At 70.7% G+C, this 13036-nt stretch carries 10 protein-coding genes; 4 read left to right on the top strand and 6 right to left on the bottom strand.

The window, feature by feature from the left end; translation table 11 throughout:
- Positions 1 to 52 precede the first annotated feature (52 nt).
- From ABEB28_RS10965 to ABEB28_RS10945, 5 genes are all read right to left on the bottom strand, one after another.
- Positions 53 to 703, bottom strand: coding sequence for a histidine phosphatase family protein (locus tag ABEB28_RS10965; protein WP_345727917.1), 651 nt, complete (start codon positions 701 to 703; stop codon positions 53 to 55).
- The gene (locus ABEB28_RS10960; protein WP_345727916.1) at positions 703 to 1770 is read right to left on the bottom strand and encodes a phosphotransferase family protein; all 1068 of its coding nucleotides are present in this window, start codon (positions 1768 to 1770) and stop codon (positions 703 to 705) included. The genes ABEB28_RS10965 and ABEB28_RS10960 overlap by 1 nt, the downstream gene beginning before the upstream one ends.
- Positions 1771 to 1886: 116 nt before the next feature.
- Positions 1887 to 2789, bottom strand: a complete 903-nt coding sequence (locus ABEB28_RS10955) for a carbohydrate ABC transporter permease (protein WP_376981689.1) — start codon at positions 2787 to 2789, stop codon at positions 1887 to 1889.
- Entirely contained in the window at positions 2786 to 3763 is a 978-nt protein-coding gene (locus ABEB28_RS10950; RefSeq protein WP_345727915.1) for a carbohydrate ABC transporter permease, read from the bottom strand. The genes ABEB28_RS10955 and ABEB28_RS10950 overlap by 4 nt, the downstream gene beginning before the upstream one ends.
- A complete protein-coding gene (locus ABEB28_RS10945) occupies positions 3760 to 5151 on the bottom strand; it encodes an ABC transporter substrate-binding protein (protein WP_345727914.1) in 1392 nt (463 codons plus the stop codon). The genes ABEB28_RS10950 and ABEB28_RS10945 overlap by 4 nt, the downstream gene beginning before the upstream one ends.
- 387 nt (positions 5152 to 5538) lie before the next feature.
- Here ABEB28_RS10945 and ABEB28_RS10940 point away from each other — a divergent pair, with 387 nt between their 5' ends.
- From ABEB28_RS10940 to ABEB28_RS10925, 4 genes are read left to right on the top strand one after another with little or no spacing between them, the layout of a single operon-like run.
- Positions 5539 to 9411, top strand: a complete 3873-nt coding sequence (locus ABEB28_RS10940; RefSeq protein WP_345727913.1) for a sensor histidine kinase — start codon at positions 5539 to 5541, stop codon at positions 9409 to 9411.
- On the top strand, positions 9408 to 9839 hold the full coding sequence (locus tag ABEB28_RS10935) for a roadblock/LC7 domain-containing protein (RefSeq protein WP_345727912.1): 432 nt from the start codon (positions 9408 to 9410) through the stop codon (positions 9837 to 9839). The genes ABEB28_RS10940 and ABEB28_RS10935 overlap by 4 nt, the downstream gene beginning before the upstream one ends.
- Positions 9836 to 10210, top strand: coding sequence for a DUF742 domain-containing protein (locus ABEB28_RS10930; RefSeq protein WP_345727911.1), 375 nt, complete (start codon positions 9836 to 9838; stop codon positions 10208 to 10210). The genes ABEB28_RS10935 and ABEB28_RS10930 overlap by 4 nt, the downstream gene beginning before the upstream one ends.
- Positions 10191 to 10790 carry a GTP-binding protein gene (locus tag ABEB28_RS10925; RefSeq protein ID WP_345727910.1) on the top strand — a complete coding sequence of 200 codons (600 nt, stop codon included), beginning with the start codon at positions 10191 to 10193 and terminating at the stop codon, positions 10788 to 10790. The genes ABEB28_RS10930 and ABEB28_RS10925 overlap by 20 nt, the downstream gene beginning before the upstream one ends.
- A gap of 1034 nt (positions 10791 to 11824) precedes the next feature.
- Here the strand turns inward: ABEB28_RS10925 and ABEB28_RS10920 are convergent.
- A complete protein-coding gene (locus tag ABEB28_RS10920; RefSeq protein WP_345727909.1) occupies positions 11825 to 12985 on the bottom strand; it encodes a geranylgeranyl reductase family protein in 1161 nt (386 codons plus the stop codon).
- Between the last annotated feature and the right edge of the window lie 51 nt (positions 12986 to 13036).

The raw sequence follows: 13036 nt of genomic DNA, 5'->3' as shown, positions 1-13036 counted from the left end.
ATACTCAAGCCTTTGGTCGCGCTCGGCAGCGTCGTCCTGGTCGGGCCGTGGACTAGCGGTAGGTGAGTTGGGGTTCGGGGATGTGGGCGTGGTCGTTGAACGAGATGAGTGCGATCCCGGCCCGGCCGGACACGATCTTCGTGATGCCCCCGTTCACGACGACGCGATGCAGCGCCACGCACCCCGCAGGCGGCAGCCCGAGCAGCCGGGCGCAGATCGCGGTGATCGCGCCCCCGGAGGTGAACACCGCACCGGACCCACCCCTCCCGAGTCCGGCCAGCACCTCCTCCAGCCCGGCCCAGACTCGATCGCCGAACCCGCCCCAGGTCGGCATCCCGGCCGGCACCAGCGCCCCGGAGATCCAGCGCTCCAGGGCGGCGTCCAGCACCGCCTGGAACTCCCGCGACGACGTCGGCACCGACGCGTCCTCCATGACCTGCTGCGCCAGGCCGAGGTGGTCGTACTCGTCGAAGCGGTCGTCGACGGAGAACTCGCACGGCATCCCGGCGGCCTCCAGGCAAAGCTTCGCGGTGTCGCGCTGGCGCCGCAGCGCGCCGGAGACCGCACGGTCGATCCGCACCGAACGCGCGGCGAGTGCGAGCCCGACCGTCCGGGACTGCTCCCGCCCCAGGTCGGAGAGCTCGTCGTACTCCGCAGCTCCGAAGGACGCCTGGCCGTGCCGGATCAGGTGGACGACCGGCATCAGCGCGCCTCGCGGATGACCTTGCGCGCACGCCAGATCAGGTAGTTGACGTTGGTCCAGAGCTGCCGGAACGCCGGGTTGCGGGTCTGCTTGTGGTGGTAGCGGTAGTAGATCTGCTGCGCGATCGCCGCCAACCGGAACAGCCCGAACACCTCGTAGAACGCCCAGTTGTCGGCGCTCAGCCCGGCCCGGTCGCAGTAGTACTCGACGACCTCCCGCCGGGTCGGCATCCCCGGCAGGTGAGTGGGCTGCCGACGCGCGCGCTGCGAAAGGTACGGGTCGTCGTGCTGGATCCAGTACGCCAGCGCGCCGCCGAGGTCCATCAGCGGATCGCCGATCGTCGCCATCTCCCAGTCGAGGACGCCGACCACCCGCATCGGATCGTCCGGCGCCAGCACGACGTTGTCCAGCCGGTAGTCGTTGTGGATGATGCACGACCGGACGTCGTCCGGCTGGTGGTCGGCGAGCCAGGACATGACGCCCTCGGCCTTCGGCACGTTCCAGGTACGGGCCTTCCGGTACCGGTCCGACCACCCGCGCACCTGCCGGCCGACGTACCCGGCTCCGCGGCCGAGGTCAGCCAATCCGGCCGCCTCCGGGTCGATGTCGTGCAGTTCGACCAGCGTGTCGATGACCGTGAAGGCCAGCGTCCGCGCCTCCAGCGGGGTGAGCGTGACCTCCGGCGGGAGGTCCTTGCGCGGGATCGTGCCGACGATCCTGTCCATCACGTAGAAGTCCGCGCCGACGACGTCCTGGTCGTCGCAGAACGCCACCATGTCCGGCACGTACCGGAACACCGGCTTGAGGTGCTTCTGCACCCGGTACTCGCGGCTCATGTCGTGCGCCGACGACGCCTTCCGACCAGCCGGCGGGCGGCGGAGGATCAGCTCCCGGTCGGGGTAACGCAGCAGGTAGGTGAGGTTGGAGGCACCCCCGGAGAACTGCCGTACCTCCGGGGGTGCGTCCAGCCCGTCGACCTGCTCGGACAGCCACCCGTGGACCTTCGCGACGTCGAACGCGTCTTCGCTGCGTACCGCCCGGGTGCCTTCCACTGCCTGCCTGGCCATCCGTCGCCCTTCGGAGGTGCTGAAACCTTCGGTACGGGACGGTACCGGGCCGACGATTCACCGAACCGGTTCAGTGCCACAAGACACTGAAGATCCCTGTCTCATCAGCGTGGGTCTCACCCCTTCTCGGCACCGCCCGTCAGGCCTTCCACCAGCAGCCGCTCCCCGGCGAAGAACAGCGCCACGATCGGCGCGGTCAGCAGCACGGATCCGGCCATCAGCACGGTGGTCGGGATCTCGATCGATCCGGCCAGCTGGGACAGGCCCAGCGACACCGTCCACCGGTCCCGCCGCTCCACCATGAAGAGCAGCGCGAACAAGTACTCGTTCCACGCGATCATGAACACGTAGAGCGCGGTCGCCGCCAGCGCGGGCCGGGAGAGCGGCAGGCTCACCCGCCAGATGACGCCGAGCCGCCCGTTGCCGTCGAGCTGCGCGGCCTCCTCCAGACTCACCGGGATCGTGTCGAAGTAACCGCGCAGCATGTACAGCGTCACCGGGACGGTCTGGGCGACGTACACCAGCACCAGCGCGAATAGCGAACCACGCAGCTCGAGCCGGCTGAGCACGACGTACAGCGGGATCGCCAGCACGATCGCCGGAAACAGGTAGACGGCCAGGAACAGCGCGTCCACCTGCCGGCGGCCGAAGAACCGCAGGCGGGTCACCGCGTAGGCGCCCGGGATCGAGACCGTCAGCGTGACGATGACGGTCGCGATCGCTACCGCCGAGCTGATCAGGATCAGGCGGACGAAGCCCTGACCGCCCTCGTCGACCGACTTGAGTACCTCGGTGTACGCGCTGAACGCGATCTCGCCAGGGTTGACGATGATCGACCCCGGCGAGAGCTGGACGTCCTGGATCAACCGAACGGACAGCAGCACCATGTAGTAGAAGGGGAAGACGCTCACGACCGTCAGCACGACGATCGTCACCCAGCGCAGGACGCCGAGCACTGCGTTCTCCACCCGTTCGCGGTCCCACCGCCGACGGTCCGCTGCCCCCGGAACCGTGGTCACGACTCCCTCCCCGGTCCGGCGATCCGCAGGTAGATGAGGACGAAGACGGCCAGCGCCACCGCGAGCACCAAAGCCTCGGCGGACGCGGCGCCGATGTCGCCGCGGCTGGTCAGGAAGTCGTACACCCGGACGCTCACGACCTCGGTACCGGACCCGCCGCCGGTCAGCAGGTAGACGTCGTCGAACTTCGTGAACGTGAGTACGAAGCGCAGCACGGTGAGCACCGCGATCGTCGGTAGCAGCTGCGGCAGGATGACGTGCCGGAACCGCTGGGTCGGAGTGGCGCCGTCGACCCGCGACGCCTCCTCGAGGTCAGCTGGGAGGGCCTGCATCCTGGCCAGCAGGAACAGGAACGCGAACGGGAAGTACCGCCACCCCTCGAAGACGATGACGGTGAGCAGTGCGGTCGGTACGTTCACGCCCCACAGCGACCCGGAGATCTCGTTGAGGAAGTCGACCGGGCGGTCCCACCCCAGGAAGCGAGTTCCCCAGGCGTTCAGGACCCCGTACTCGGGGTTGAGCATCGTCTGCCAGACGAACGTCGCCCCGACCACCGGCGCGATGTACGGCAGCAGGAACGACGCGCGGACGAACGTCCGGCCGCGGAACGGATGACGTACCGCCAGCGCGGCGACCAGCCCGATGCTGATCGACAGCGCGACGCCACCGACCGAGTACACCACCGTGGTCCAGAGCGTGTCCCAGAACCCGGGGCTGCCGAAGACCCGGTCCAGGTTGCGCATCGTCCACGGCCCGGTCATCCCCCGGCGCTGCAGGTCGATCACGCGGACGCGCTGGAACGCCAGGACGATCGTCCACAGGATCGGCGCGACGACCACGACGAGCACGATCAGGAGCGTCGGGGTGAGCAGTCCCCACCCGGTCCGTGCCTCGGTGCGCTGCAGCGGCGTCCGCCGCCGGGGTGGTTTGGGGGCCTCCTCGGATTCCGGGGCCTCCAAGGTCGTCCGGCTCACTCGAGCCCGTCCTTGATGTCCTGGACCTGCTCCTGGCACTGCTTGGCCGCGCCGGCCGGATCGACCTGACCGCTGGTCATCGCGTTGACCGCCTTCGACACCGGCAGCTCACCCAAGGTGGCGCCGACCAGACGACCCTCGCCCTGCTCGATGCCCCAGCGACCGAACGTGTCGACGGAGGAGACCAGCTGGTCGACGAGCTCTGCCGGGTAGACCGTCGAGAGCGGGGCCTTCTTGTCGACGCCCGCGGGCAGCTTGCGCCACGCGTCCACGTAGGCATTCTTGTTCGAGGAGTCACCGGTACGGACCGGCACCTTGCCCTCCGGGGCCTGGGCGAGCCACCGGGTGTACCCGTCACCCATCATGAACTCGACGAACTTCTTCGCGTTCTCGGTCTCGGCGGTCGCGCTGATCGACCACGAGACGACCTCGCCGAACTGGGCGGGCTCGGTGCCGTCCGGGCCCTTGATCGCGGTGACGACGCCGGTGTTCTTCGCGAGGTAGGCGGGGTCGGCCTTGCACTGGGGGCAGTTCGGCAGCGCGTCCGCCCGCAAGCCGGCCAGCTCGTCGAGCAGGAACGACGACCAGATCACCATCGCCGCGCGCCCGGAGAAGTAGGTCGCACGGGTGGAGTCGACGCTCTGCGCGCCCTTCACCGAGCTGGACTTGATCAGGTTGTCGTAGAACTCGAACGCGCCGACGCACTTGTCGCTGTCGATCGTGATCTTGCCGCCCTCGTCCACCAGCTCGCAGCCGTTGCCGAGGGCCAGGTGCTCGAACGTCTGGGCGGTGAAGCCGTCGTTGGCGACGGTCGCGGCGGTGATGCCGACCTGCCCGCCGGTGGTGAGCTTCTTCGCCGCCGCGGTGATCGCCTCGTAGGTCTCCGGCGCGGCGAGCCCGGCCTTCTCGAACAGGTCGGTGCGGTAGAAGAGCAGCTGCGCCCAGGCGTCGCTGGGGATGCCGAGCGACTTGTCGCCGTCCTTGGTGAGCGAGAGCGCCCGCTGGTTGAACGTGTCGGCACCGAGCGACTTCAGCACGTCGCCGGCCGACCCGGTGTCGAGCAACTCGTTCGCGTTCAGCGACCACAGCGCCGTGAGCGGCACCGCGCCCATGACGTCGGGTAGGTCACCGCCGGCGGCGGCCGCGGTCACCAGCTTGGTGAACTGGTTCTCGTCGATGCCGACGTACTTGACCTTGATGCCGGTGCTCTTCGTGAACTCGGCGATCACTTTCTGTGTCGCGGCCACCCGGTCGTCGAGATTCTCCAGGCTCCAGACGGTCAGCGTGCCGTCGCCGCCGTCCGACGAACCGTCGTCCGAACATCCCGCGAGGACCGTCGCGCAGAGCAAAGCCGCGACGAGCGACGCTATCCAACCGGGTCGGGTCATCAGTGACTCCTTCCGGGCAGCGCGAGCTGCAGATACGGAGGTCTGAATGTCCACACAGAATCGCATCGATGGGGCGACTACTGGCGAGTAACCCAGATTGCGTCGAAAGCGGTTAAGTCGTGCGTCCGTGAGCGAGCCGGGTCGAGACCACGCCACTGCCCGAAAACGCCCCGCGCGTCACCCCCGCACCACGGGTCTTGACAGTCCTCAGTGGAGAGGTCCTTGTCGCCTCAACCGTCACGCTGCTAGCGTCCCGCCGCAGGACCGTTCCGGGTCGGTCCGGCATCGACGCACGGCACGGCGCACGCTCCCGGTGCCGACCCGGCAGCCCATTCCGTGGCCCCCGAACGGTGGGCAGAGCGGCCAGTACCGTCCGTGCGAGGTGCGATGAAGTCCCGCAGCCGATCCGTTCTGGCGAAGCTGATCACCCTGCTCGCGCTACCTCTGATCTCGTTGGTGGTGCTGTGGGGCATCGCCGCCAGCGCCTCCGTGGGCCCCGGTATCGATCTGTTACGCGTCAGCGACGAGGCGAGCGACGTCGTCACCCCACTCCAGGACCTCGGCCGCGAGTTGCGGGCCGAGCGACTCGAGTCAGTGATCGTCGTCGCCTCTGCCGACCGCAGCACGGAGCCGCTGCGGAGGCAGCGCGTGCGGACCGACGAGGCGCTGAGCCAGTTCCGTGACCGGGCGGTGAACGACGCCAGCACCGACGCGGTGCGGTCCCGGATCGACACGTTCCTGAAGACGCTCGACGACCTCGACCAGCAGCGCGAGGCCATCGACCGGCGGACGATCTCCCGGCTGGCGGTGGTCGACTACTTCACGAACGTCTTGGACACGAGCCTCCCGATCGTCTTCGCGATCCCGCACCTGCCGGTCGCCGACTACGCGCTACGAGCGAACGCCACGCTGGAACTCGCCACCGCGATCGAACTCCAGAGCCAGGAGATGGCGGTTATCGCCGGTGCCGCCGTCACCGGGAAGTTCGAGGGCGGCGAGTACACCCGGGCGGTCGAGCTGATCGGCGCCCAGCGACGCTTCTACGCCGACGCCACCCCCCAGCTCGAACCCGTCGACCAGGACGCGCTCCGCGAGGTGACCGACGGCGCCAGCGCGCGGGTACTCAGCGCGATGGAAGACGCGGTCATCGGGTCCGGTACCGAGGACGCCGTGCCGCCGATCGACGCGGACGACTGGATCAGCAGCTCCCGCGTGCTGTCGCAAGAGATGACCGACTACAGCGTCGACGTCGCCAACCGGCTCTTCGACGACTTCCTCCCGACCGCGACGTGGGTGCTCGTCCGGGTGGTCGTCGCCGCACTGCTGGGCCTGGTCGCGGTGATCGTCTCGATCATCGTGTCGATCCGGATCGGGCGCTCGCTCGTCCGGGAGCTGGTCGGCGTCCAGCGATCGGCGCTGAGCCTGGCCACCTACGAATTGCCCGCGGTCGTGCGTCGTCTCCGGGCCGGTGAGAGCGTCGACGTCGACGCCGAGGTGCAGCCGCTGACCGGATTCACGATCCGCGAGGTCGAGGGCGTCGCACGGGCGATGGACGCCGCGCGCTCCACCGCGGTCGAGGTCGCCGTGGAGGAGGCCCAGCTGCGGCGGGGCGTCCGTGAGGTCTTCCTCAACCTGGCCCGGCGGAGCCAGGCGTTGGTGCACCGCCAGCTGACGCTGCTCGACGCGATGGAGCGGCGCGAGAAGGACCCGGACGAGCTCGACGACCTGTTCCAGCTCGACCACCTCGCCACCCGGATGCGGCGGCACGCCGAAGACCTCATCGTCCTTTCCGGGTCGACGCCCGGTCGAGGCTGGCGCAACCCCGTGCCGCTGGTCGACGTCATGCGTGGTGCGGTCGCCGAGGTGGAGGACTACGCCCGGGTCCGGGTCGTGGGCGTCACCCGGGCATCGCTCGCCGGCCGCGCGGTCAGCGACGTCATCCACCTGCTGGCCGAGCTGATCGAGAACGCGACCTCGTTCTCGCCGCCGCACACCACCGTGCACGTGTCCGGCGAGCTGGTGCCCGCCGGGTTCGCGATCGAGATCGAGGACCGCGGGCTGGGCATGCCCGCCGAGCAGCTGGCGGAGGTGAACGCCCGCCTGGCGGACCCGCCGGAGTTCGACCTGCTGAACAGCGAGCGCCTCGGGCTCTTCGTCGTCGGGCAGCTGGCACGGCGGCACGACATCAGGGTTGTGCTGCGCGGGTCGCCGTTCGGCGGAACCACGGCGATCGTGCTGCTGCCTGCGTCGATGGTGGTCGCCCAGGAGAAGACCCTCAGCCGGACGCCGCCGGTGGTGGGGCCGGAGGCGCAGGCCGCCGACTCCGGAGCCGCGGGCTCGGCCGGACGCGACGCACTGCCCGGTTCGCCGCCGACGTTGAGCATCGCGCCGGCGAATTCGGCGGAGCCGGTTCGCGGGGACGCGGCGGTGGACGCTCTCGCCGCGCTGAGCGGGCCGTCCGTGGACGCTGCCCCCAACGCGTACCCGCCGTTCGAGCCGACCGCATGGCAGCCGGTGACGGCCGCCGAGGACGACTACATCCTCCGAGCCGCCGAGCAACTCCGCGCGGAGGCCGGCACCGCGTCGGCGGCCCCGGACGCGACGCCTGACCTGCCAGCGGCGCCGGAGTGGTCGTCCCCGGAGTGGTCGGCCGCGGACCCTCTGTCGGCTACCTCGTCGGCTACCCCGGAGTGGCCGGCCTCCGAGACGGCAGTTCCGGAGACGACCGCCCCGGGGGCTACGGGGGCGACGGCTACGGGGGCGACGGCTACGGGGGCGACGGCTACGGGGGCGACGGCTGCGGGGGCGACGGCTGCGGGGGCGACGGCTGCGGGGGCGACGGCTGCGGGGGCGACGACCTCGGAGCTGACCGATCCCGGCGACGCGGAGGCTCCGGACGAGCCAGCGCCGGCCGCCGCACACCGACCGGACGAGGAGGCAGCTGCTACACGGGACGGATCCACCGACCCAACCGCCGATAGCTGGCTGCCGTCGGCTCCGTCGTCGGCCCCGCCCCTCGCGCGCAGGGAGCCCGGCGCCGGGTGGGACCACCTNCGGCGCCTGGCTGGTCAGGCGCCGACGCCACTTCCCCGCCGGGAGCGGCGTCGCCAGGAGTCGGTGGAGCCGGACGGCGAGTTCGAGCCGGAAGCCTCGCCGCTCGTCGGCTGGGACTCGCCGGACACCAGGCCGCGTGGGGTCGCTCAGGCACCGCTGGCCAGCCGGGGCGTCCCGGCGGAGCCCGATGAACCCGACGGTTTCGCGTCGCCGTCCCCAGCAGCGCATCCGTCCCCAGCAGCGCATCCGTCCCCAGCAGCGCATCCGTCCCCAGCAGCGCATCCGTCCCCAGCAGCGCATCCGTCCCCAGCAGCGCATCCGTCCCCAGCAGCGCATCCGTCCCCAGCAGCGCATCCGTCCCCAGCAGCGCATCCGTCCCCAGCAGCGCATCCGTCCCCAGCAGCGCATCCGTCCCCAGCAGCGCATCCGTCCCCAGCAGCGCATCCGTCCCCAGCAGCGCATCCGTCCCCAGCAGCGCATCCGTCCCCAGCAGCGCATCCGTCCCCAGCAGCGCATCCGTCCCCAGCAGCGCATCCGTCCCCAGCAGCGCATCCGTCCCCAGCAGCGCATCCGTCCCCAGCAGCGCATCCGTCCCCAGCAGCGCATCCGTCCCCAGCAGCGCATCCGTCCCCAGCAGCGCATCCGTCCCCAGCAGCGCATCCGTCCCCAGCGGCGCGTCCGTTCCCGGCCGCGCTGCCGGAGCCGATCGGCCTGCCGGAGCCGATCGGCCTGCCGGAGCCGATCGGCCTGCCGGAGCCGACGCGCCCGGCGGAACCGGTCGGCCAGCCGCTCGGCCCGGTCGGCCAGCCGCTCGGTGGACCGGTGCGGACGCCCGACCCGGGCCCGGCTGCGGTCACTCCCGGTGGTCTTCCCCGCCGGGTCCGCCAAGCGAACCTGGCCGCGCCGCTCCGCGCTGGGTCGGGGATCCCGCAGGCGCCGGTCGAGCCCACGTCCGTGCGGTCGCCCGAGGAGATCCGCGCGGTGATGGGTTCCTACCAGCGAGGCTCCATTCTGGGACGGACCGACGCCGCACGTACGATCGACACCGCAGAATCCCCGCCCTCCCCTGTAGACGGTCCCGGGCAGAGGGCGCACGAGAGCACATCCGACCACGCTGGAGAGTCCTGGCCTGACGGACAGTCACGGACGGACGAAGTACCCGCAGGTCGAGGGTCGAACACTGGCACGCGGGAGGGCGAGAGATGACACAGACGACGAGAGCCACCGGTGAACTGAACTGGTTGCTGGACGACCTGGTCGACCGGGTACCACACGCCCAGCAGGCCGTGTTGCTGTCGTCCGACGGTCTGATGATCGGCGGATCGCGAGGCCTGAGCCGGGAGGACGGCGAGCACCTCGCCGCCGTCGCGTCCGGCTTCCAGAGCCTCGCGCGGGGGGCCGGGCGCTACTTCGGAGGCGGCGCTGTCCGTCAAACGATCATCGAGATGGAGTCGGCGTTCCTCTTCGTCACCGCGGCGGGGCGGGGCGCCTGCCTCGCCGTCCTGGGCGACGCCGAGTCGGACGTGGGTCTGATCGCCTACGAGATGGCGATGCTCGTGACCCGCGTCGGCACGTACCTGTCCACCTCGCCGCGGTCGGTGGCACAGAGTCAGGGTGAGGGTGACCAGATGTGAGAGCCGGTCCGGGCGGAACGTGGTACGACGACGCGGCAGGGCCGATCGTCCGGCCGTACGCCATGACCCGGGGGCGGACCCGTCCGGTGCAGGACCTGGACGTGGTCGCGCTGATCCTCAGCGTCCAGGACGCCGTTCCGGTGGGCACGGGCTTCGAGCCGGAACATACCTACATCCTGGAGTCCGCCCGGCGCCCGATCTCGATCGCCGAGCTGGCGGCCCATCTCGACCTCCCGCTGGGGGTGGTCCGGGTTCTCATCGACGACCTGGTCGGGGCAGGCTGCGTAGTCGTCCGACCGGCACCGACAACGGCTGAGCTGCAGAGCCGTCGTCTTCTGGAGGCGGTGATCGATGGACTTCGGGCGATCTGAGCCGTCGAGCGGCATCGAGGTGCCGCTCGCACTCAAAATCCTGATCGCCGGCGGGTTCGGAGCCGGCAAAACGACGATGGTCGGGACGCTGAGCGAGATCTCGCCGCTCTCGACCGAGGAAGTGCTCAGCGACGTCGGGATCGGCGTGGACGACGTCGCCGCGACGGATCGCAAGGAGACGACGACCGTCGCGATGGACTTCGGGCGGATCACGCTCAAGGACGACCTGGTCGTCTACCTGTTCGGGACGCCGGGCCAGGACCGCTTCTGGTTCCTCTGGGACGAGTTGGCGAGCGGTGCGCTCGGCGCGGTGGTACTGGCCGACACCCGGCGGTTGACCGACTGCTTTCCCTCGATCGACTACTTCGAGCGGCAGGGGACGCCGTTCATCGTCGCGGTGAACTGCTTCCACAACCAGCAGACGCACCCGGTCGGCGACATCGCTGCGGCGCTGGACCTCGATCCGGGCGTACCGGTGGTGCTGTGCGATGCGCGCGACCGGCTCTCCAGCCGCGACGCGCTGGTACGCCTCGTCCAGCACGTCCTACGCCTCACCGCCCCAGAGGTGGCGGCGCGCTGACTTTCCCGAATCCCAACCTCTCCGCGGCGGCCGTGAGGTTGTTTTCCCGAATCCCAGCCCGTCCGCGGCGCCCATCATCAAGGGGGCGTGGCAACCGGGGGTCGGCTGCTCCGCAGAAGTAGTCGTCGGGCGGCGCCGCTGATGGTTGGCGCGCTTTCGGGACGGCGAGTGGGATGGTTGGCGCGCATTCCGGACGGCACCGCTGATGGTTGGCGCGCATTCCGGACGGCGAGTGGGATGGTTGGCGCGCATTCCGGACGGCACCGCTGATGGTTGGCGCGCTTTCGGGACGGCGAGTGGGATGGTTGGCGCGCATTCCGGACGGCACCGCTGATGGTTGGCGCGCATTCCGGACGGCGAGTGGGATGGTTGGCGCGCATTCCGGACGGCACCGCTGATGGTTGGCGCGCTTTCGGGACGGCGAGTGGGATGGTTGGCGCGCATTCCGGACGGCACCGCTGATGGTTGGCGCGCATTCCGGACGGCGAGTGGGATGGTTGGCGCGCATTCCGGACGGCACCGCTGATGGTTGGCGCGCATTCCGGACGGCGGGGGGATGGTTGGCGCGCTTTCCGGGCGACGCACGAAGTCGTTGTCGTATATCGCGTGCCATGGCACGGGAAGCGCGACACCCACCTCGGCGCGCACCCGGAAACGGCGACAACCACCCCACCCCACAGCGCGCTAGCCAGCGCTCGCCCCACACTCGGTGTCGTTCTGGGCGGTGTCCACCGGCGCGCGTGGAGCGCTTTTCCCGAAAGTGCCCCGCGGCACGCGGCGGACCCCGGTACGACGACCCAGGTGCGGCGGACCCAGGTACGGCGAACCCCGGTACGGCGAACCCCGGTACGGCGAACCCCGNGTACGGCGAACCCACGTACGGCGAACCCACGTACGGCGAACCCACGTACGGCGAACCCACGTACGGCGAACCCACGTACGGCGAACCCGCGTACGGCGAACCCACGTACGGCGGGCTCGGGTGCGGCGAACAAGGCACGGCGGGCTCGGGCGGGCGAGTCCGGGCGGGCGGATTAGCGGGTGGTTGCTTGGAGGGCTAGGCGAACCGGGCGGCGGGTCTCCAGATGCGCCAGCGTCGTCTCGCCGGCCACCAGGCGACGGAACACGCGCCAGGCGGGCGGCGTCGCGGCGATCGCCGCGTGGAACACGCCCGGCCACCGGCTGAACGCGTCGTAGAACCGGCGCCCGGCCCGCATCTCGGCGCCGAACTCATGCTCCACCGCCGACGCGTACCCCGCCGTGGCCGCCGCCAGACCCGCAGCGTCCGCCTGCGCGACCTCCACCGCCGCTGCCCCGACCAGCCGCCCGGAGCGCAGGGCGTACGAGATGCCTTCCCGGGTCCAGGGTTCCAGTAAGCCGGCCGCGTCGCCGGCGACCAGCACCCGGTCGCGGAAGAGCGGCGAGTCCTCGGCGCGGCACCGGGTCAGGTGGCCGGACGACCGCAGCTCCGGGGTACCGGTCAAACCGAGACCCTCGATGAACGACGCCAGGTACGCCCGGGTGGCCGCGCCGTCGCCCCGCGCCGCGATGACGCCCACGGTCAGCGCGTCGCCCTTGGGGAACACCCACCCGTACGAGCCGGGCAGCGGCCCCCAGTCGATCAGGATCCGACCGGCCCAGTCCCCGGCGCTCGCGTCCGGCCATGCGAACTCGGTCTCCAGCCCGAGGTCGACCTGGGCGAGCCGCACCCCCACGTACGTGCCCGACCGGCCGGACGTGCCATCGGCGCCGACCACGGCCTTCGCGGTGACCTCCCCGGCCGACGTCCGCAGCCGGATCGTCGCCCCGTCGGCGACCCGCTCCAGGCCGTTGACCGTGACCCCCTCCTGCAGTTTCGCTCCGGCGTCCACCGCTGCAGCGGTCAGTGCCGCGTCGAGTTCGTCGCGGTAGACCAGTTGCACGATCGGCGAGCGGGCGCGCCAGGTCCGGGACAGCCGCCCGCGCAGCGTGAACGTGAACCGGTCGATGCGGTCGCGCACCGGCGGGGTGAAGCCCTCCGGCAACGCCGCCCGGGACAGGCCGATCAGCCCTCCGCCGCAGGTCTTGTACCGGGGCAGCACGCCGCGCTCGAGCAGGAGTACCCGGCAGCCCCGCTCCGCGGCGACCCGAGCCGCCATCGCACCGGCCGGTCCGGCGCCGATCACCGCGATGTCGCAATCGGGTTCCGGGCTCATGGCGCCACCGTACCGGCCGTCCCGGTGAGCCCTTTCCGACCTTCGGCCTTC

Origin of the sequence: Cryptosporangium minutisporangium (assembly GCF_039536245.1) — a bacterium.
Lineage (GTDB): Bacteria > Actinomycetota > Actinomycetes > Mycobacteriales > Cryptosporangiaceae > Cryptosporangium > Cryptosporangium minutisporangium.
The sequence above is the reverse complement of the archived record's forward strand: the minus strand, read 5'-3'. Positions and strand labels throughout refer to the sequence as shown.

Bases quoted from the DNA above. Each gene is read 5' to 3' on its own strand.
- ABEB28_RS10965 (WP_345727917.1), bottom strand. From the start codon at position 703: ATGCCGGTCGTCCACCTGATCCGGCACGGCCAGGCGTCCTTCGGAGCT.
- ABEB28_RS10960 (WP_345727916.1), bottom strand. From the start codon at position 1,770: ATGGCCAGGCAGGCAGTGGAAGGCACCCGGGCGGTACGCAGCGAAGAC.
- ABEB28_RS10945 (WP_345727914.1), bottom strand. From the start codon at position 5,151: ATGACCCGACCCGGTTGGATAGCGTCGCTCGTCGCGGCTTTGCTCTGC.
- ABEB28_RS10935 (WP_345727912.1), top strand. From the start codon at position 9,408: ATGACACAGACGACGAGAGCCACCGGTGAACTGAACTGGTTGCTGGAC.
- ABEB28_RS10925 (WP_345727910.1), top strand. From the start codon at position 10,191: ATGGACTTCGGGCGATCTGAGCCGTCGAGCGGCATCGAGGTGCCGCTC.
- ABEB28_RS10920 (WP_345727909.1), bottom strand. From the start codon at position 12,985: ATGAGCCCGGAACCCGATTGCGACATCGCGGTGATCGGCGCCGGACCG.